We start from the raw sequence: 22,237 nt of genomic DNA, 5'->3' as shown, positions 1-22,237 counted from the left end.
CATAGATAAACTTGATTCTTTTCTTACCCATTCAGGGCTTTGCCGGTCGCCCCTGACCACGGCATTCAATGCGAATGCCCGTGCGTCTGGCGACCTCGTCTATAAATCGCTGGCCGCCGGTGAGCTGATTGCGCTCCACCGCAGCCTGAATAAAACCGTGCGCATTTTGCGCGTCGCCCTGTAAACCCAGATACCGTTCGTAGGCTTGCTGGCGCGATCGGGTCGTGCCACCCAGCGCCCGGTAAACCGGGCTTTCGTCCAACCAATCGGCCAACGCATTACCCGTGGCCCAGACCGCGCTGGACCACGGATACTGCGCGGCAGCGGAGACCATCTTTGCCGTTACCGGATTCAGATCCACGTAGCGGCAGCACTGCAATAGATAGGCATCGGTATCTATCGGGCTGATTTTGTAGCGGCTCTCCCACAGAGACCCGGTGCGCCGCTCTTGTTTATTCACCCACCGGGTCTGGCGCCCCGCCAATCGTTTCATCAGCGCGCCAACATCAGTGGGATAGTCGCTCACACCCACTACCAGGTGCACATGGTTGGTCATCAGTCAGTAGGCATATACCTGTAGACCAAGCGCCGTTTTCCACTCAATGAGATTGTCCAGGTAATACTGGTAATCCCCCTCCTCTACAAACACCGCATTCCGGTTATGCCCACGCTGCACTATGTGGTGCGGGGTGTTAGGTAGAATCAGTCTTGCCTTCCTTGGCATGGTTCTCTCCTTTTATTGGGGACAGATTTATTTATCTGCCTTTATAACAGGGTCAACTGGGGACTAAAGACAGAAAATAAATCTGTCCCCTTTCCCCCATTTTTTCCATTTGGCTTGATTATTACTGACCGCCACCGGAAAATTAACCATCCACCTTCTTTTTTGATGATTTCATATCTTGGAATTCAGATGCGTACAGCTAAAATATTTGGACTACTCCTAATCATACTTTCACTCGTAGTTGTAGCGGTAGGCTTTTCTACATTTGGCTTCATCGCGACTGATGCCACCATTATTGAAGTAAAGATCACAGTCAATGCGCCACCTGGAACCCCCATCACAAGAGGCCCGATTATTCACCACACCCATAAAAAACCGCCCACATCAATTGCTATAAAATATCAATACGATATTTTCAATAAGACATACGATTCTAAATTTTATGGAATATATTTTTACAAAAATTTCGATAACTCCCCTCCAAAAATCGGCGACAAAACTACAGCATATGTTTTTAAGCACATCCCTGAAGTATCCGTATTAAAGCGCGGATTCGACTGGCTCATCCCTTTATCTCTGTTTTTACTAGGGATCTCAATTCTAATAATTCATGATTTCATAGAGCACTTATACAATCAGATCCAAAGCCAACCAAATGACCATCCATGAAGCAACAATGAGAACTCACGTATTTATTGTTCTTGTAACATAGTAACAATAACAATTTTCATCATCTTCTGACATTACTTTCATTTCGGGGCCAGATGGGCAGTATTTAGGTCCATCGCACTCACACACAAGATCCAAAAATTCACAAGTTCCAAAAGAGTTACAGTCCATACGATCTAAGGCTTCTTTGAATGCATCCGGCATTTCATCTGGTAGTTCTGAAAGCATATTGTGCAACTCAGGGTTTCTAGGGCCACCTAGTTTTTTAAGTTGCCCCTGACGGAGCTGCGACAAGTATTGTTGATAGGCTTGCCTGACTTCAGTTCTGGTTAACCCTTGGCCGGAAACTCTACGTTGAAACTGATTCCATCTATTGGGCGGTCGAACATTATTTAACCCAAGGGGATCGATAAAGATCAGCGGCCTCCCCCCCACATACCCATAAAAATTAACCCCACCCCTCAACCCAATAGGATCTTCCTGCAAATACCTCCCCAACCCACTCCAATAATCCCTGAAGTAGTTCTGATATAACCCACTCTCCTCATCCCCATACTGCCCAGGAAAGCGCAATAAATTCTCCACAGTGGCCCCATCAACCACTGCCAGTTCCCCAAACGCACTCCAGCGCCCTTCCCACACCAGTGCACCATTTTTGCCGATGATTTTCTGTGGCGTGCCCAGGTGATCATTCTGGTAGTAATACACCTGACCATCCACGCGCTGAAACAACGGCTCGGTCATCCAGGTGGATTGCGGATGAAAATGGTATTCCTTAATTAATGCACCACTGGCGTCGTATTCGGCCGCCAGCCCGGTATCGTTATACACAAACCAAGTCGCCTGCCCACCCGCATATTTATAGATCCGCTGACCATAGGGGTTGTAGGCATAACGGCCCACCACAGCGCTGTTTTTTTCCACCGCAATCAACCGCTCTTCCGCGTTGAAGCGGTAGTCCGTGCTGATACCTGCCGCCACATGATTGACCGTGTGGCCGTTGGCGTTGTAGGTAAAGCTCTCTGCGCGATCGCCACTGATAGCGGTAAGCTGATTGTGGTTGTTGTAGCTGTAGCTCAGGTTCTCGCCACCGCGCGCACGCGTGAGGCGGTTACCCACGCCGTCGTAACTGAAGGCCTCGGCGGCAAACGGATTGGCCGCAGGCGGATTCGGATTGGTGGCCTGCGCCTCTGGCGCTTCCGCTTGGGCGTTGTAGTCGGCATCGGTCAGCCGGTAGGCATCATCGTAGCCAAAACTGTAGCGTCCGTGCTCGGTATCGATGGCAGTGATATTGCTTTCTGCATCAAAACTGTAGCCGGCACTGCCCAGGAGCTTGTGGGCGGCATCGCGGAATTCACGTTCTTTCAACCGCAACAGACCATCGTATTGGCTGTTGATGCGGGCACCGCCCGGCAATAGTTGCAATTGTGGCGCCAGCCATTGGTGATTGGCCCAGGCAATCTGGCCCTCGCCGGGAATTTCCACCCCGGTGAGCTGGCTGTTTTTGTTGTATTGGTAGCTGTAGGTCACGCCCTCGGGATTGGTATAGGTTTTTTTCTGGCCGTTGGGGTAATAGGTGTAACCGTAGCTTTTGCTGAAACCGCCCAGTGAGACAGTCACACTGCTGATACGGTCATTGCTGTCGTAGCTGATACTTTCGCTTAGAGCAATAATATCGACCGTGAGCCGCTCGGTATCGGCGCCGGCTGCCTGGGTGTAACCGGCGTACTGTTGTTTGGCGTTGTAATGGTAGGTCACCACTTTTACCGGGTGTTCGCGGTCTTTGTGGGCAAACACCTGGCGGCGGGTCAAGCGGTTCTGGCCATCGTAGGCGTAGACCAACCGCTCCTGTTCGGGCGTGAGCACCTGAATCAGGTTGCCGTTGCCATCGTATTGGTAGCGGCGCTGCATTTCGGTACCGACATAGGCGGGCTTGGTTTCCGATGCGACTTCATCGCGCAGCGTGTACGTGAAATAGGTGGTGCGGTTTTCTGCATCGGTCACGCTCAGCAGATTGTCGCGCGCATCGTAGGCATAGCGGGTGGTATGGCCCGCGGTGTCGGTGCTGGCCACCAGTCGGCCAAGGCCATCGTATTGCGCGCCCGAGCCTTTGCCGTTGGCATCGGTCCACTGCACCGGGTTACCGTTTTTATCGTACTGGGTGGCGCGGTTTTGGTTGATAGTCGCCGCACTGATGGTTTCGCTCACCGGCCGACGGCGTTGATCGTAACTTTGCGTTACCGTGTAGCCAGGTGTAGCGACCGTTTTCAGCAACTGGTGTTCGTAGCTGAATTGGGTGGCATTGCCTTCGCCATCAATCTGGCGCGCCAGCCTGCCCTGCTCATCGAACACCAACTGGTGGCTGTGATTGCTGGGGTCGGTGACTTTGGTCAACCGGTTGGCGGCATCGTAGGTCAGCAATTGGCGGTTGCCGTTGTTATCGGTCACCGTCAGCGGCATGCCCGAGGCATTGTAGGTAATTGTGAAACTGCGCTCGCTCGGCAGAATGATGCTGACCATCTGGCCGGCCGCATCGTACTGGTACTGGGTAACGCTTTGCTCGGGCGTGGTTTCGGTAAGCAGGTTACCCGCGTTATCGTAGGTGCGGGTCCAGACCTTGCCATTGGCATCGGTCATGGTGCGCCACTGGCCCAGGGCATTGTAATCGGTGTAAAGGGTCTCGTGGCCGAGCGGATCGGTGATTTTGGTGACATTGCCAAAATCATCGTAATCCCATTGGGTCACAGCCAGCGCCGTATTGCCGGCCGCCGATTCACCGGTGGTGAGCTTAATGAGCTGCGAGGCCGCGTTGTATTCGTAGCGGGTGGTGCGCTCTTCGGGCAGGCCTTCGGCTTCGATTAACGTCAGCAAGTTGCCCTTAGCATCGTATGCGTAGCGGGTTTTGATGCCGCGTGTGTTTGTGTGCAGCAAGGGTTGGCTGCGATTGTTGTAGCTGGTGGTTGTTACGCTGCCGTCTTTGTATTCCTGTTTCAGTGGATTGCGCCAACGGTCGTAGGTGGTTTTTTCTTCGCTGCCATCCGGGTATTTACGCACACCAATCTCAACATAATCCGGCTCGGGACTGCCCATACTGACCGAACCAGAGACCCCACCTTTGCCTCCCCCGCCACCGCCACTGCTTGGCGCATAGGTACGCGCGGCAGCAGCCACACCAGGCGCTCTACCCTGGCCAAAATACACGTCTTTATCGCTATTCAGCACGTATTCGGCGGTAAACAGCAGATCGCCCTGGCGCTCTTTTCGCTCAGGCATGCCAAATCCGTTATACACAGTTTCTGTCACAGTACCGGCACCATCCCGTACAGAGAGAGTAAATAATTCCTCATCGGCATTGCGGGAATAGCTGAAGTACTGCCCCACGCCATCCTGATTTACCCGACGGATCAGTTGGCCTTGGGCCGATATAGCTACGCTGGTTTCACGTTCTAGCGGATCAATAATTTTTTGAAGATTATTACCGCCATATTGGTAGCGCCACAGGTTACCGTTCACATCTGTTACCTGTTCAAGCAAGCCGCTGTCTGGGTTGTAGGCGTAATGCACGCTACGACCCTGGTAGTCTGACACGGATGTTAGCTGGTACTGTGGGGTGGGCGTCTCTTCGCCTTCCGCTGGCTCTCCGTCGGGAAGTGGCAGAGCCTGCCAGTGGTATTCAAATAATACGGTGCCATCGACATCCTTCACGTACTGGAGGTTACCGTCGGAATTGTATGAAAGGCTGACTTTATTGCCACTGGCATCGGTGTACCATTGCAGAACACCGGTTTCGCTATAGCGGGCCTCATTGCCCTCGCGATCCCGCCAGGTAAAAGTTTTATCGCTGTTGCGTGCGATGGTAAAACGTTGTTGGTTTTCCCACTGATCTGTACCCCGAGGCACATACATATCCCGGGCAACCACAATGGTATATTGCGCCACCGGGATGCTGGCGCCGCTGGTACCTACGTTACCGTAGCTTATCTCTAGTGACTGCTTGAATTCCTCGTAGCTATATTCTCCGGTTTTAAAATACTCGAGTAATGTTGACCTACGCCGAAGGAACTTCAGATCTTCCCAGCGTGGATTCCAAACCCACTGATTGTATTGCCAGCGCCGGGTTAGGCGTACATTACCGCCCTGCGCTGTCACGACCATATCCTGGAATTCATCCTGATTAAAACCATCCATAGCGGATGGCATATTTTGCTGTTCATGAATACCTGGGGCTGCTGCTGCAGTGCCCGACAGCAGGCCAAGCCCGATCAGCAGGAATAAGCCAATGCAGGACTGCTTGAGGCTATTAATAAAACCAACGTTCATTAAAATTTTTTCTCTGGTTTGAGCAATAGATTGCATTACTGTTTCCCTCGCGCGGCATTACACTCGGGACAATAAGGTGGCGGCGCTTCACAGAAGCCGGCCTCACCAATGGTTGCTGCAGCCGCCGGTGCCCAACTGGCGCCACCGCCACTGCCCTGCGGCCAGGAAATCTGTTGGCTCACCGAACCACCAGTGCCACCACCGCCCCCGCAGGCAATAGTGCCGGAGTAATACCAACCCGATTGCGCGCTGCCACCGGCGGTACTGCCATTGGCACACTCGCTCTGATAGTTAACGCTGGCCCAGGCGGAGAAGCCGCAACTGCCGCCACCGGTGGCATCGGCATCCAGCCCAGGGGTGAAGTCCTTCTTGGCAATAATGCGATACGGCAAGAAGAACACTTCACCGGCTTGCAGGGTATCGGGAACCCCGGCCAGGAATTCGAACCGGACAAACTCGTTCTCCGTGGGCAGATTGGCGCTCACGTTGTCGGCGCGGATCAGGCCGTAGTTGGTAAGGCTGAGCTCGCCCTGGAACACCTGACCTTTGGTCATGGTGGGCAGGTTGACGTTGAGCGGATCAAACATCACCACGGCCACCGGCACATTGGTTTGGAAAGTGGCTTCCAGTTTGATTTCGTACCGGTCGAGCAGCGTGACTTCTTGTACTTCCCACTCCACACTCACCAGGCGGTTGAGCAGGAACACATCCTGGGCCTCGGTGAGGCCGGGCTTGATCCACAGGCGGCCGGTTTGGCTGTCGTGTTCAAACGCGGTGGCACGGAAGCTGTAGCGACCGGCAGGCAAGTCTGTGAACAGCGCTTCACCCTGGGCATTGGAACTGAGCGCGTAGGTCAGATCGGGTACCAGTTCGTTTTGCAGTTCAATTTTGGCGCCTGCCAGGCCCGGAATCGGCTGATTGTTTTCATCCAGAGTGGCGGTGTAAATGTCGGCCACATGGAAGAAGACGCTGCCCACTTCACTGGAAACCAGCTGCACAAACACCGGGAATTCGGCATCGGCGGCATTATCGCCGGTGACTTTAAGGCGCAGCTCATGGCTGCCCTGTGCCGTGCCGGCCGGTGGCGCAAAGCCCAGTTGGATATTCAGCGCCGCACCAATGGCCACCGTGCCAGGTTGGGCCGGCGACGCAAGATAGGCCCAGGCCGGTGCGGCCTCGCCATTGGGGCCAGTGAGGCTGATGTGTGGATTGATCCATTGATCCAGGCCTTTGTTGGTCAAGGTGACCGACTCCTGCACCTGCTTGCCCAAACCCACGCCGGTTTGCACAAAACCTTTGGCCAGTACCAGCGCCGGCTTTGATTCCACCAGCTGGTAATTTACCGTAACCGCCGCAATGGCTTGTGCCGCTTGTACACCGGTATCGGCCAGCAACTGGTACCGCAGGGTTCCGGTGTCCGCCGCCAGGTTATTGCCGGTAAACGACAGCGACACATAGCCGGTTTTTCCAGCGGCAACAGCCAGCGCTTGTGGGGTGGAGACACTGATGCCCTCGGGCAATACCGTGGTGACCTCGCCGTTGGCGTCTACCGCTTGCAGGCGCAGATTGGTTAACGGCGTTGCAGCGGCCGCTTCCACTTTTACGTCCACCTTGTGGGTGTAATTGCGTGGCAACTTAACGTTAACCTCAGTGGGGCTGACCTTGACGCCCTGCACGGTAAACTGGGCCTGGCTCTGTTGCAGCAGACTGTCCGGATGGCGTGCGACTGCCTGATAGTGACCGGCAATGCCATTGGGCAGGTAGGTGTAGGTGAAGTTGCCGTCCACGTCGGTGGAGACATTGATCAAGCGCTCAAACCCGTTGACGTAAAGCGCCAGCACCACCGGCACCTGCGACATAAGCTCACCGGAGTCGCGCGCGCTTGCCTGCCCCGTGATCACCACTTCTGCCGAGCGACCAAACACCACCGACGGCGACACGCTGTTGACCGTTGCCACGTAGGGCGTTTCAGTCAGCGATACCTCAGTGCTGGTGCCTGTACCCTCGATGATGACCTGATCGTTGCGGCCTGAATGATAGCGGTAGCGATCGATTTCCAGCGCGAGTGTTACCACATCGGGTGCGGCCTCAGGCACCGCCAGCTCGAACCACTCGGAAACAAATTGTTCGCCCGGTTGAATGCGCGCAACCGTATTGCCATCGTTAACCGTCAGCACATCGCCGGTGAACTGGTGCACCGGGGCTTTGGCCAGTAAATTGCCCGCCAGATCCCGCAGCACAAACCGCAGTTCGGTTGACGCCTGCTTGCCACTGGCGGTGGCCATTAACAATTCGGCCTCGACCGCGCTGGTGTTTTCCAGCCGGAAGCGAGCCTGCCCCACACCACCACGGGTGAAATTGCCCACTTCCAATTGCGCCAGCAGGCTGGCATTGCCCACGGGAATGTCGGTGGACTGTGACAGGCTGACCTGCTGGCCGGCGGCTGGCGTTTGCACCAGTTGCAAATTCAGTGGCGCATAACCTGTAAGCGCATCGTAGCCACCCACTATCACGGGCACATCGGTAAAGCTGCCCGCCGCCACCGCAAAGGCTGCGGAGCTGTGGCGATACACTTCACCTTCAATGGGGGCATCCACCCAAAGCGTGAGCGCTGTGGCGTCGGCCTGGCCTTTGTTGAACACGCGGAAGACCAAGCGGTTCATCACCCCGCGCAGCAAAGATTGCGGCTCGTTTTGTTCAACCAGTTCCACCGACAGTGCCGGCAGGGTGATACCGCTGGCAATGCTCTGCGCGCCATTGGCGTCTTCGGCCACCACCGAATAACGGCGTTCGGTGGCATTGCCGCTTAGGCTTTCATCGGTGAATGCCACCGCGCCACCGGTGGCAGCCACCAGCTCAGTGGTGAGTGGCACTAAGGCGTCATCCGGGCCGGTGAACAGGCGGAAGCCTTCCACACTGCTGCCGTTGTGGAACCATTGCAGCAACGGATGACCGGCCTCGGCCAGCTGTACAGACAATTGCTGTACCGGCAACAAATCCACATTCAGATACACCGTATTGGATGGCGCCGACGTGTTGCCAGCCTGATCCAACGCCACCAGTACATAAGCATGTTCGGTTTCGCTGGGGCTGGTATCCAGTGCCAGGTTGCCAACAATGTCGGCCTGCAAGGCCTGGAGTCCGGCCAGATTTTCCGCTGTGGCCTGCTCTCCTTCTGCCAGGTTCAGGCGGTAGAGCGCGTACTGCAGCTGGGCCTGATTTTCCGGCTGACCGAGCGCATCGGTGAGCGGGGTATCCCAACGCAATACAATCCCCTGACCGTTGAGCTGGGCGTCTAAATTGGCTGGCTGAGCCGGCGCCACCGAATCGGCGCTGACCTGTACCCAGTCAGATTGTGCACTCTCGGCACTCTGGCCATTATCCTGGCGCAGGCTCGACACCGCATAGTAGTAGGTGGCATCGGCCGGTGGTGTATCCAGATACTCCGGCCCAGTGGTGCTTTCCAACCAGACGCCCGTGGCTTCCAACGCGGTTTTCCGGTAGACCTGATAACCGGCCGCAGCATTTACCGCTTGCCAGGCCAACGCCACTTTGCCACCGGATTGCGCGCGCGCGCTCAACCCATGGGGTATCGCCAGCGGCGGCAGATCGCCCTGGTACACCTGGAATTGATTGATACCGGGCTTGATTTTGCCCACATTGCCCAACGTATCTTCGGCGTTGTAACTGAAACTCAGGGTTTCTACTGCGGCGGCACCTTGGTCATCCTGGCCCGCGCTCACTGGGAGTTGCAGGCTGCCCAAATAGACAGGCGCATCTACCGGCGACCCTTCGGCCAGTGTCAGGCTGATGCCCTGACTATAGCCGGGGAGTGGCACGCCATTGATTTGCGGTATGAGCAGCGGCGCGGCCTGACCCGCCGTGGCATCGTTCAATTGGAGTTGGAGTTGTACGGCCAGGCCTTCTACCGGATCGACCTGCAGTGGCTGCGCAGGGGATAACACCAGCGATACCAGATCCGGTCCTTGCGCATCCACGAGCAGCGTTGCGCCCTGCTCGACTTCTGTGCCGCGGTTGCCCACTTTGTCGTGTGCAGAGAGTACCGCGTATGCCGTGCCTGACGGCGTGCCATCCAACAGATTAAAACTGCCGAGGTAGCGGGTTTCGCTGTTGCTGGCCAACGCCAATTCTACCACCATGGGCACACCACCCACCGGAGCTATGGCCAGGTAAGGCTTGTTGCGCAGCGGCTCGGAGAAATCCACTTCCACATTGATTTTGGCTGGCGCATGCCGGCCACTGACCTGATCCACCTGACCCAGGCTCTGGTAACGAATGGCCGATGCTTTTGGCGCTGTACTATCGGCAATTGCCGTGGCGCCAGCGGACAACGGACTTTCTGCACCGGCCTGATTAACCGTGGTGACTTTGTAAAGATATTGCGCATCCTCAACCGGCATGTCTTTATACTGGTTGGTCGCGAGCGGTTGGGTGTTTATTTTAACCACGCCCTCCACACCAACCTGATTGAATTCGGCGGTTGAACGATAGACGTTATAACCCACTATCTGGTTTTGGGCACTGTTGCTGGTGACCTTATTCCAGTTGAGGAACACCTGGCCTGCGCTGCCACTCTGGGCGCTGAGCTGACCGGGCGCCGCCGGCAAACTGCTGTCGCGACGCACGCTGACCTGGGCACTGGGCACACTCTGCGCCGTTCGGCCAGTGAAATTGGCCACCAATGTAAAGACGTTATCGCCTTCAGCGAGACTGGCATTGAATTTCACCGTGCCACTGGCATCAACCGCTTTAGCCGCCCCTTGCGCCACGCCGTTATTCAGTAATTGCACCTGAGTATTAAGCGCCGCTTTGGCCACCAAACTGACACTGGCGGCACTGGTTAATGCGGGCGCAGCCGGCGCCAACCACTGAGGTGCAGCAGGCGCTGCCATGGTGAGCGTAAAGGGATATTGGTGCGTGACTTTGTTGTCCCAGTTGTCGACGGCGGTGATGCTCAGGGTGTGCTCACCCTCGACCACGCCGTCCCAATTCATCGCCAGACTATAGAAACCCTCCGCATCTTTGGTATAGAGGCTGGAGAGGAGCACCCCATCGAGCTGCAGTTCAATCCGTGAAACGCCGGATACATCGGTCGCAGCTACTTGCAATTTGCCGGCCCGGTCGAGCGTGGCTGGCGTTAACAAACTGGTTTGATCCAGACTGGTTTTGAACTGCACCAGTTCCACCGCCGGTGGCGTGTTGTCTTCCGTGGGCGTTGCCATCACGGTTTGCACCTGTGGCGAATAACCGTCTGACATGCCAACCGCAACAATGGCCACATAGTAAGGCGTATCGTTGGTGAGACCTGAAATAGCCTGCACCAGCACACTGCCATTAGATGATTTGTTGACTTGCAATGCAGGTTGCAAGCCCTGCACCGAATTGAAATCTGACGTGCTCACATAAACCAGGTAGTGTTTGACCAGATTATTCGGCACGGCCGACGGCCAATGCAGGCGCAGCTGTGCGCTCAATTCTTCTATTTCATTAGGGATGGGATTGGCCAGCCAGGTGACACCGGGATTATTGCGGCCACTGCTCTTGTTCCCCGCCAGATCGCGGGTGTAAACGCGCAGCGCATTGCCCGAGGCGGGCGCCAGATTGTCAACCGTGAATGCAATCGGTGCAGAGGGTTCCGCTTGCGGATCGTGCGGCAGGGAAATTTCCCGCAGACCGGTAACCGCATCCTGAATTTCAATAACATAGGCTTCCAGGTCTCCGGCAGCGTTTACAGACGGCAGCCATTGCAGGTGCAGACTGGTTGCACCGGGCGTTACGCTGAAGGCCGAAACATCTTCCGGTGCCTGCACATCTACCGGTGTAAATGCCTGTGCGAGCACATTGTCGAGCTTGAGCCCTTGCTCATCAACCGCCACTACGGCCACAAAGCGTTGTGCATTGCGCACCAAACCTTGCAGATGCAGTTGTTGCGTTCCACCGGCCACCGTGTAGGCCGGTTGCATCAGCATCACATTGGCAAACGCACTGCTGCTCAGATAAACGCGGTATTCGGCAATGTCGTTGCCATTGGCTATTTCGTTGTAGCTGGTCCAATTCAACCAGGCTTCGGTGCCATTGCCTTGCGCATTGATGCTCACAGGCACCATACCGGGCGCTGTGTTATCGAAGCGAATATCCGCCGGCACGGATACACTGCGGTTACCCGCGAGATCCACGGCACTGAACTCAAAATGGTTCTGGCCTTCTGTTAACGGCAGTGTGTAAGACCAATTAGAGGCTGTAGATGCGGGCACCAACTGTTGGTCACCCAGCCAGATGCCAGTGTTAATCGGCTTGGTACCACTGAATTCATATTGGTTGATCGCGGTGACGGCAGGATGTACTGCCAGGGTAGGCGAAGCAGGTGCGATACGATCCAGGCTGAATGTGAATTGTTTAGCACCACTGTTGTTGCCGTACTTGTCTTGCAGTACTACATCAATGACATAGTCGCCATCCAGCAGGCTGGCAGCCGGCGTAAAGCTGGCACTGTTACTTTCGTTGACCCAGTCGCCGACAAGCACTGAACCATTCATAGAAACAGTGAGCACACTTGCGTTCCAGTCCACACCACTGCCGTCTTCGGTAAAGTTAAGCACAATGGATTCGGGTGACTGATTGATGTAGCCACCGGGTTGCGCACTGCCGATGACGGGCGCTACAGAATCCACATTGATCAGCACGGTGACCGTGTCGCTCACATTACCTGCACTGTCTTTAACATAGAGGGTGCGGTTATTCATGCCCTCTGATACTGAGAAAGCGTAAGTCCAGGCGCCAGTGCCCAGCGGTGCCACTTCCGCGTTGTTCACATAGACCGCGAGTGGCTCAGACCTTGGACCACTTAATGAGAAGGATTTGTACTTGCTGGGGTTTACCGCTGGGGCAAGTAACTGATCAATCACCGGTGAAAGCGGCGCGGCACTGTCAATTTCAAAACTGAACTGATAAACATCGGCCTCAGGCTCTTGTTCAATATCGTTCCGGTTCTGATCCATACCCCGACCGTTCTGGCCGTTCAGATAGGGTCCGACCAACAAGGTGTAAACGCCGTGGCTGAAATTGGCCTGGGTATAGACTTGCAAACTGCTTTCGGTTATCAAGGACACGCCATCGATGACCTGCAAGGGCTCGCCATCTGCCCCCAGTAATTGCACGTCGTTTATATCCACAGAATCGACATTCAGTGGCACATTGAAATTGATGGTAAATGAACCCGGCCAGGCAGAAACAACAGGACCAATGGACTGCCCCAAGACGAAAGGAGCCGATTCCCGTTTTACCCACTGCACGCTGCCGACGCCACTGCCGTTATTGCCATTGGCAACAACTTTGGCATGATTCTCGGTGAAGCCCTGGAGACTGTCGTAATGAATTGCGATACGGCCACCGCCGCCGCCAGGACGAGATGACGCTGCGCCACCGCTGGCATCAATAAGCGATGAATTGCCTACCCCGCCGTTGGTACGAAGCTGACCGGCTTCAATCCAGACAGACCCGCCGGCACCGGCACCACCACCGTACTTGCCACCTTCACCCCTGGCATAAACAAATCCGTTAATAAGTACATCGTCGGCCACCAACCTCAAAGCACCACCGCCACGTGCATTATTGGTATGCGAATCGTCCATGTTCTGATAACGACCGCCTACACCTGCCTGCTGCGGCTCCAGCTCATTGCCATAAACACTGTTGGTGGCATCGCCCGCTGGAGCACCGCCTAAACCACCATGGCTACCGGATGCATTGCCAGTCACCTCGTCATTGGGCAGCAACCCTTTAGCGCTGACATCAATCCAGCTGGGGTATTCCACATGGATACTTTTTGCGTGTAGTTCTGCACCGTCTGCCGTTTCATGCACGGCCGCGCCGGGATTATGGGTGATTCGGCCAGAGTTGCTGACTTTAACGGTATCCCAATGCTCAGCACCGCTCAGTACATAAATAAAACCATTAACGTTCAGATGGCGACCCGCAAGAAAATCCCAGTGCGCCATGGTTTGCAGGACCGCCGTAGTGCTCTGGCTATTAACTTCACCGCTCAGCTCTACGCTAAGCCCGCTGTCAACGGTACTGGCACCATAAAGCATCAGGTTTGTCAGCTTCACGTCAGTTAAACGTGCGTTGATGCCGCCCAACCAAAGGTCTACGTTGCTGTAGTCGCCAGAAATATTAAACACCGGCTGTATCGAGGGGTTCTTGGATTGTCGGCTGAAATGAAGCTGTGTGTCACCGGTTAAATTATTTTTAATGAATAGAGTACCGGGCTCGCCCATCAACGTCGTGTAGTAGCTACCACTTTCTGTAGAGCTCCAGCTCGCCAAGCTCACACCTTCAGCATGGTCATAATATACTGCGATACGTCCGCCACCCGCGGCTCCCAGATTTGAGGAGACATGCCCGCCTACCGCGCTCAGTCGACGGCCATTACTATTATGGGTCGAACGCAGGGTTTTCACATCGAGCCAAATGGAGCCTCCCGCACCCGCGCCCCCGCCGCTGTTGCCAACCTTACCATCAGCGGCAATCTGACCATCCAGAAGGAATTCATCGGCTACGATTTTTATCGAACCACCACCGCGGACTTCGCTGCCTGCGGTGAGGTGATGGCCGCCGATCCCAAACTCCTGGGGCCGCTGGTAGTCCCCGTAGGCATCAGGAACCAGCTGACCATCCACTTGCCAGGCCCGACCACCGTGACTGCCTGACTCTTTGTTAATCATGGTTTCCAGTGGCAGACGGCCTTTGCCCGTTACATCTATACGCCCATATCGCTCAAGGTTAAAAAGGTTCGCCTGCAGTTCAACACCATCTTTTCCGCCGGAGGTCTTGGTGCCTATGGCATGGGTGAGAGTACCACCCGCCTTAATGGTTACAGAGTCCCAGACTTCATCACCCTGCATTTCGTAGGTATAGCCGTCTACAACAAGGTGTCGACCCGCAGGTAAGTTCCACTGATTCAGAGAAGCAACGGTTGAGTTACTGGCAAATATTCTGCCCGTAAGATTGACCTCCCCTGCGGTTTGCAGAATTGCGCCACTTTCCAGAAAGACATTATCAAGCGAACTATCCCCCAGGATGAGTTTCAATCCCCGGACATGTAAATCCAAATTTCCGTAATCGCCTGAAAATCTGACCTCTGGCCAATAGCCTGCATCGCCACTGGAAACGGCAAATATCATAGATTCTTTGCCGGTAATGGCATTATGGAAATACACCGTACCTGGTTCACCGGGCGGTGGCAGATAAACAGTACTGCCGCTACCTTGAGCGTTAGCCCAGCCAGCGAGATTAAATCCATGCAACTGCTTGTAATAAACTGCGATGCGCCCACCCCCTGCACCAGGGTTCGCATTTACCGCCCCGCCATCGGCCCTAAGACGGAAACCGTTGTGGGTTTGCGTCGCAATCAGATTATCTACCTGCAACCAAATGGAACCACCCGCAGCAGCTGATCGGTTAGTGTTGGTACCTGCCATTCCATCCGCAAGGATTACACCATCCAACGTGAGGTCTTTAGCGATTATCTTAATTGCTCCGCCACCGCGGGTATGATTTGCATCCGAACTTCCCTGCCCTCCCGTACCGTAATTCGCGGGTTGTTTCATACTGCCGTATGCTGCTATGGGTTGTTGGCCTTCGCTTGCGCCGGCTCTACCACCATGGCTTCCGGCTTCGCGATTGTTGGTTTCAGGAGCATACAGTCGCCCCTTACCAGACACATTGATGCTAGATCCTTTTTCGATGGTTAATGTATCCGCACTCAGCGTAACGCCTTCAGTACCATCTGACTTAACCAATCCGGCCGTATGGGTAACCACCCCCTGGTTTTTAATTACAAGCTTTGACCAACTTTCGTTTTGGTTCAGTTCGTAGGTAAAACCATCGACGGTGAGCTCTGCCCCTAGTTGTGGTTTATTCCATGCCCCAATACTGGTGAGGATTACATTATTTGCGTTGAGCGTCCCCGCCATGGTGACATTTTCACCGCTGCTGATTCTGCCACTACCTGAAGCCGTTAAGTTGCCGAACGCCAAATTTTCCAAATGAACATTTAAACCAGAAAAGGCTAAATCCAGTGTATTGAAATCACCACTTAAGGTGAGCGTACCGATGTAATCAGCCGCAGCGCTTTTCAGGGCGTAGCGCAGCTCTTCTTTCTGCGTTTGCTTGTTTTTGTGATAAATAGTCCCTGGCAGGCCGTGAGTTTCAGCGCTCGCTGCACCGCTTGAGGAAAGTCCGGCATCTGCCAGAACCATACCGGCGACGTTAAATCCATCCAGCACATTATAATAAAGCGCGATACGGCCACCGCCCGCGCCCGCAGAACCACTGAGATGCCCATTGCCGCCATTGGCATGAATTCTATAATCGAGGTTTGACCGAGAGGTGCGCACTGCACCTGCATCAATCCAAATAGAGCCGCCTGAACCGGCGCCATCGTAGCCCGCCTGGTGGCTTTTGCCGTCTGCATAGATACCACCATCTACAATCAGATTGTCAGCAATCAGCTTGATGGCACCGCCACCGCGCTTACTGTGAATTGAGTCATCTGGTTGATCGAGCCGGCGCCCACCAATGCCGAAGTGCTGAGGTGCTCGGAAATCGCCAAAGGTGGCATTGGTAGCATTGTCATTAAACGTTCCTGCTGCGCCACCGTAACTGCCCGAACCGCTGAAGGTCACATCCGCATTGGGCAAATGGCCACGGCCCGATACGTCGATTTTCGCACCGGCTTTGATATCGATCAGGCTGGCGGTGAGTACCACACCTTCAGCACCAGCATTGGTGGTTGCACCAATGGCGTGAGTCAGTACACCGGCATTCTGAACAGTGACCGAATTCCAGCTCTCATCGCCCTGCATCTCATAAGTAAAGCCGTCAATCACCAAGTCATCGCCGAGTGACGTTATCCAATGGCGCATGCCATAAAGCGTCGAGCCTTTGATATCAAGCGAACCCGTAAATTCAACACTGCCGCTACTGGTGATTCGTGAACCTCCGGTTACAGATAAACCACCGAACACAACATTATTCAAATGCACACGCTGGCCGACCACGGCCAGATTCATATTGCCGTAGTCTCCGGACACAGTGAGTGGTTTGATGTAATCTGAAGTGAGCCCACTCAACACATAACGCAGCTCTTCCGCTTGCGTTTGTTTGTTTTTATGGTAAACGGTACCGGGCTGCCCGTGACTGTCAGAACCCGATGGACCACTGGATGAAATGCCGGCATTCGCAAGTACCATGCCGGCGACGTTAAATCCATCCAGCACATTATAATAAAGCGCGACACGGCCACCGCCCGCGCCCGCAGAACCACTGACATGCCCATTGCCGCCATTGGCATGAATTCTGTTATCCAGGTTTGATCGATTGGTGCGAAGCACCCCTGCATCAATCCAAATGGAGCCGCCAGCGCCTGCGCCATCTTGACCGTAATAGTAACCGAGCCCATCTGCGTAAATACCACCATCAACAACCAGATCGTCAGCAATCAGCTTGATGGCACCGCCACCGCGCTTACTGTGAATTGAGTCATCTGGTTGATCGAGCCGGCGCCCACCAATGCCGAAGTGCTGAGGTGCTCGGAAATCGCCAAAGGTGGCATTGGTAGCATTGTCATTAAACGTTCCTGCTGCGCCACCGTAACTGCCCGAACCGCTGAAGGTCACATCCGCATTGGGCAAATGGCCACGGCCCGATACGTCGATTTTCGCACCGGCTTTGATATCGATCAGGCTGGCGGTGAGTACCACACCTTCAGCACCAGCATTGGTGGTTGCACCAATGGCGTGAGTCAGTACACCGGCATTCTGAACAGTGACCGAATTCCAGCTCTCATCGCCCTGCATCTCATAAGTAAAGCCGTCAATCACCAAGTCATCGCCGAGTGACGTTATCCAATGGCGCATGCCATTCAAGGTGGCACCTTTCACATTGATCAAGGTGGCACCTTTCACATTGATCGCGCCTGAGAATTGCACACTGCCGCTACTGGTGATACGTGAACCACCGGTAACAGATAAGCCACCGAATACAACATTATCCAAATGCACGCGCTGGCCCACCACGGCCAGATTTGTGTTGCCGTAATCGCCGGACAAGGATTGCGCTCTGATGGAATCGGGCGTTTGACTATTCAACACGTAACGCAACTCATCTGATTGCGTTTGTTTGTTCTTATGATAAATCGTACCTGACAAACCATTAGCTTCAGGATTTACGCTTCCACCAACAGCAATTCCTGGATTGGCTAACACCATACCGGCAATACTGAATCCATCCAGCGTTTCATAATAGATAGCAACCCTACCCCCACCTGCGCCAGCAGCACCGTTAATGTGGCCATTGCCGCCATTGGCATGAATTCTATAATCTCCAGCCGTTCGCGTGGTTTTAAGTACACCCACATCCAGCCAGATAGAACCACCCGCACCAGCACCATCATGCGCGTAGTAGTACCCAAGCCCATCGGCGTGCAACTCCCCATCCAAAACAAGGGTATTTGCCACCAGCTTAATTTTGCCGCCACCCCTGTGGTTATAAATACTGTCATCCGCAACACCACCGCTCCGACCGCCTATACCAAAACTGGAAGGCTCCTTATAGTGACCAAATACAGCATTGGATACACTGCCATTGAGACTCCCCGCCGCACCACCGTGACTCCCCGAGCCACTGGCAGACACTTCCGGGGTTGGGTTACGCCCTTTTCCTGTTACATAGATACGTGTTCCGTAGGCAAGATTTATCAGATTGGCTTCTATATTGACGAATGGGGAAGTTTCTGATGCCGCTTCAGTATGGGTGATTTGCGCACCATTGATAAGGCGCAACTCTTCAAACTGGTGATAGCCATCCAGCGTCACCTTGGCACCACTGAGGATCAATATGTGACCATCATAAGTTTGGTTGTCAACGCCAATATAGGTGTCTTCAGTAATGGTTATTTCATCGGCAAAGGCCTGCGACGCGATTGCCAGAGCCATTAACACCACGAAGAAAGCACGCAAATTCATTGATAGTTATCCCAAACTAAATCATTTTTGCTGTCAGGCGCTCGTCATGAACAACAAAGCGCTGAGAGGAAGATGTTTTCAAATTTGTTTCTGGCAACCCGAACAGCCTGAATGCCACATAGCTTGTGTTGTGCGCCGAACGCAGATTACGCTGCGAATCGAATAATTCCCAAGACTGATTTTCGAAAGCCTGATTCCAGTTATGATAGGCATCAGCTTTAAGCAGAACACCTGATGACTCAGACACAACAAACCCACCAACACCGAACACTGGATACTCGGCAGCTTGTGCAAGCGCGCTAAAAGCAGACATAAATTCAGTACAATCACCACGCTTATACTTCAGCGCATATTCGGCGCCGCGGTCCTGGGCCATATAATCAACACTTTCGACGTGTGTATATAGCCATTCGCTGATGTCCCGCAGTGAGTCTTGCTGCTGATGTTGCAAAATTGATATCAATCGCGATACTTCCGGACCCGCCCAACTGTTTCTGCTTTTCTCGCGGGCTGCCTGAACAATAGCCTTTGGCCACTGGCCTTGACCCACAGCATTAACGGCAAGCAGCACCCTGACTGTGAGTATTCGGGCACCATTAGGAGGAAGCGTCAGATTTTTGAACCGGATTAGTTGTTGCCCGTAGTGATCTGAAACAACTTCAAATTCACCATCGGTCTTAATGTCCAACACTTGATGAGTAGCACTTTGTTTTAATGGCGCAAACACATCAAAATATGCCGAACTGACCAGCTGGTCGCTGTTATTGGCGAGCTCAAACTGATAGGAAAGCAATATTTGTTTCTTGCCCAGAAAATTCGTGCCTGTGGGCTTCTGCAATAGCCAATAGGTAACGCCACCAACTGAAATAATCAGCAGCACCACTAGAAACATGTGCTTAGTAAGATGAGCAAAGATAGCGTTCAGTAGTCGCATTTCGCCTGAAATTCGTCCATTGTGTTTTCAACAACTCTTGCTGCAAGGCTGTCATTCCGCCTTTCCATTGAAATTGTCGACCGATTCCCTTTTTACCGTTCAGTGGTATCTCAGCTGATGTACCCTGCATAAGCAATCGAAATGCAGGATCGAGTGATGCCTTTTCAGGAACCCCTTCATAATCTCCAAGCGATGCAATACCTGACTCGTCGGACGTATAGAGGATTGCCGCACCCGCGAACCACTCAGCCAATACAACCTCTGGAGCCAACAAACCGGGCCTGACGGTTGGCGACTCCAGATAAACAATCACGTCTGTAAATCCCGCCCATTCAAGTTTCTGGCAATAATGCAGGGCGCTATGCAGGCTATGATTCCAAGCAATATCTATAGGTTTACCCTTCAAAAACCGGGTTACCAATAACTCGTTGGGCGTTAACTGCAGCACCTGGGTATCTTTGGGCAAGCTTTGATCGAAACTGCTGCTCCCAACCCCCGATAACTTTACTTTCCAAGCAGCGTCGCGCGGTGGCTGGACTGCAGATACCGGACGACAACTCCGGTGAGCATGGCTTTCGGTAGCACCTGATGCCGCCAGGTATTGGGACACTAGCGGGCAGGCGTTGGTAGAGGCGAAACCAGACTCACTGGTCATCACCGAGTCACTCAGTGCAGTCGGCGCAAATGCCAGAACTACGGCAAATAGCCCTAATCGCGCGCGCCGCTTCATACTAAAGACCTAGCCATATTTACAACCATCGCGAAATCTAAATGCAATTTATGACCGTAACAAGCTTTTGTGGTCAGAATGCGGCTTTCATCGCCTTACATCCTCTCTTCAACCCGACAATTGGTACGATAGAACCTTTATAGACCTTGATTTTTATGGGGTTATTGTCTACCCAACACGCATCGAAACCACGGTTAATACGATTGTGTATATAATCCCTCAACATCAGCCGGACAAATTGATCATAAAATGAGCAGCCTGATTACCATCGAAGTTAACAAGGAGGACATGAAGTTCTCCGCCGCTCACTTCACGATTTTTTCTGCCACCGAGCGGGAACGATTGCACGGCCACAATTTCAGGGTATCCATGAGCATCAGCTCACCCGCCAATCGCAATGGCCTCGCTTTCAGCTACAAGATTCTGAAAGACAAAATGCGCGCACTGTGTGACGAGCTGGATGAATACACTCTGCTGCCGGCCCAATCCCAATATCTGGCACTCAAACACGAAGGCGATGCCATCGTTGCACACTTCAACGGCGAGACGCTCTGGTTTGCCAAGTCCGACTGCAAGTTGCTGCCAATCCCCAATACCACGGTGGAAGCCTTTGCCACCTATTTACTGGACAGGTTCCTGCACGACGACGATTTTGTGTCGCGCTACGATATCGCCCAGGTTGAGATGAAAGTTTCTTCCGGCCCGGGTCAGTGGGGCTCCTGCATCTGGCGTGAAGCGTCTGACATATGAGTGTGATTGCACAAAACCCGTCAGCGGACGCCGGCTTGAGTGACAGCGAATTGAATTGGCGGCGCGAAAAAGTCTTTATGCTGCTGGCCGGTTTTTTCCTGTGTGCCATGACGCTTTTGAATGTCATCGGTATCACCCGGTTTGTGCAAATGGGCCCCATGGCTTTGGCCATAGGCGTATTGCCCTACCCGCTGACATTTCTGTGTACCGATATTGTGAGCGAGATTTACGGCAAGCGGCGCGCCAACTTTATGGTTACGCTGGGATTGGTGATGAATTTTTTTGTCATCGGGGTACTCTGGCTCGGCAGCCAAATGCCTGCCGTCGCGCCCGAAGCCCTGCCACCCTGGCAGGTGTTGCAGATTTCGGAAGATATTATTCTGCCCAGCGGTGAGGTGGTCTCCGGTCAGGTGGAATTATTCCAGCTGATCTTTGCCTGTACTTCAGGGGCCGTATTTGCCTCCATGCTGGCTTATCTGGCGGCACAATATTGCGATGTGCAACTGTTCCATTTCTGGAAGCGCCTGACCCACGGGAAACATTTGTGGTTAAGAAATAATTTATCCACGCTGGTAAGCCAGGGCGTGGATTCCTTCATGGTCATCGGCGTCACCTTCGGCGCCACCTACCTGGCCGGTGGTATCACCCTGGCGCAACTCATGGTGCTGATGGGCAGTAACTATCTGTTCAAGATGGTTGTAGCCTTAGCCGATACCTTGCCGTTTTATGCCGCGGTGCATTATTTACGGCGGTATTTGCGGGTTGAGGATGAGATTCCTTTGTAGGAGGTAATCGAATGATCAGACCGCACGCTGGGTGGCGGTTCGCTGGGGTAACTTGCCGCTCAACGATACGTCCTGTACCGATTCGCTCCCGCCACATCCCTGTGGCTTGCAAGTTACCCCAGCGAACCACCACACGTAGTTGGGCAGATGATGTACCTTATCAGATTCTTTGGGCTGTCTTAATTTATGCTCCTCTCGCTACCTGGCTATCCTCCTCTATTAACCTCAGAATCAGTTACTCGGGGGATTTCGCGCTAAGTTGAAAGGGCCTTCAAGACG

General features: G+C 53.8%; 8 protein-coding genes. 3 read left to right on the top strand and 5 right to left on the bottom strand.

Going from position 1 to position 22,237, the window contains the following annotated elements; genetic code table 11:
• Window positions 1-31: 31 nt before the first annotated feature.
• A complete protein-coding gene (locus tag M5M_RS01865; RefSeq protein WP_211217001.1) occupies window positions 32-556 on the bottom strand; it encodes a transposase in 525 nt (174 codons plus the stop codon).
• A 357-nt stretch (window positions 557-913) separates the two neighbouring features.
• Between M5M_RS01865 and M5M_RS01860 the strand changes: the two genes are divergently transcribed.
• Entirely contained in the window at window positions 914-1,393 is a 480-nt protein-coding gene (locus tag M5M_RS01860; RefSeq protein ID WP_015045764.1) for a hypothetical protein, read from the top strand.
• Between the two features lie 15 nt (window positions 1,394-1,408).
• On the opposite strand, the gene M5M_RS01855 is transcribed toward M5M_RS01860, so the two are convergent.
• Genes M5M_RS01855 through M5M_RS20050 form a run of 4 tightly spaced genes read right to left on the bottom strand, consistent with a single transcriptional unit; the run spans window position 1,409 to window position 20,423 of the window.
• Complete coding sequence (locus tag M5M_RS01855; protein WP_162141155.1) at window positions 1,409-5,713, bottom strand: RHS repeat-associated core domain-containing protein; 4,305 nt, start codon at window positions 5,711-5,713, stop codon at window positions 1,409-1,411.
• Between the two features lie 35 nt (window positions 5,714-5,748).
• The gene (locus tag M5M_RS01850) at window positions 5,749-18,759 is read right to left on the bottom strand and encodes a fibronectin type III domain-containing protein (RefSeq protein WP_016389165.1); all 13,011 of its coding nucleotides are present in this window, start codon (window positions 18,757-18,759) and stop codon (window positions 5,749-5,751) included.
• 16 nt (window positions 18,760-18,775) lie between these two features.
• Complete coding sequence (locus tag M5M_RS01845; protein WP_081640086.1) at window positions 18,776-19,693, bottom strand: transglutaminase-like domain-containing protein; 918 nt, start codon at window positions 19,691-19,693, stop codon at window positions 18,776-18,778.
• Window positions 19,656-20,423 (bottom strand): hypothetical protein, encoded by a 768-nt coding sequence (locus tag M5M_RS20050; RefSeq protein ID WP_016389164.1) that lies wholly within the window; start codon window positions 20,421-20,423, stop codon window positions 19,656-19,658. The genes M5M_RS01845 and M5M_RS20050 overlap by 38 nt, the downstream gene beginning before the upstream one ends.
• A gap of 249 nt (window positions 20,424-20,672) precedes the next feature.
• On the opposite strand from M5M_RS20050, the gene M5M_RS01835 reads away from it, so the two are divergent.
• Together M5M_RS01835 and M5M_RS01830 are read left to right on the top strand one after the other, a co-directional pair.
• Window positions 20,673-21,173 (top strand): 6-pyruvoyl trahydropterin synthase family protein, encoded by a 501-nt coding sequence (locus M5M_RS01835; RefSeq protein WP_016389163.1) that lies wholly within the window; start codon window positions 20,673-20,675, stop codon window positions 21,171-21,173.
• Window positions 21,170-21,958 carry a queuosine precursor transporter gene (locus tag M5M_RS01830; RefSeq protein ID WP_015045759.1) on the top strand — a complete coding sequence of 263 codons (789 nt, stop codon included), beginning with the start codon at window positions 21,170-21,172 and terminating at the stop codon, window positions 21,956-21,958. The genes M5M_RS01835 and M5M_RS01830 overlap by 4 nt, the downstream gene beginning before the upstream one ends.
• Window positions 21,959-22,237: the final 279 nt, after the last annotated feature.

It is taken from the genome of Simiduia agarivorans SA1 = DSM 21679 (assembly GCF_000305785.2).
Lineage (GTDB): Bacteria > Pseudomonadota > Gammaproteobacteria > Pseudomonadales > Cellvibrionaceae > Simiduia > Simiduia agarivorans.
Note: the sequence above shows the minus strand (reverse complement) of the source record. Positions and strands in the feature narration are given on the sequence as shown.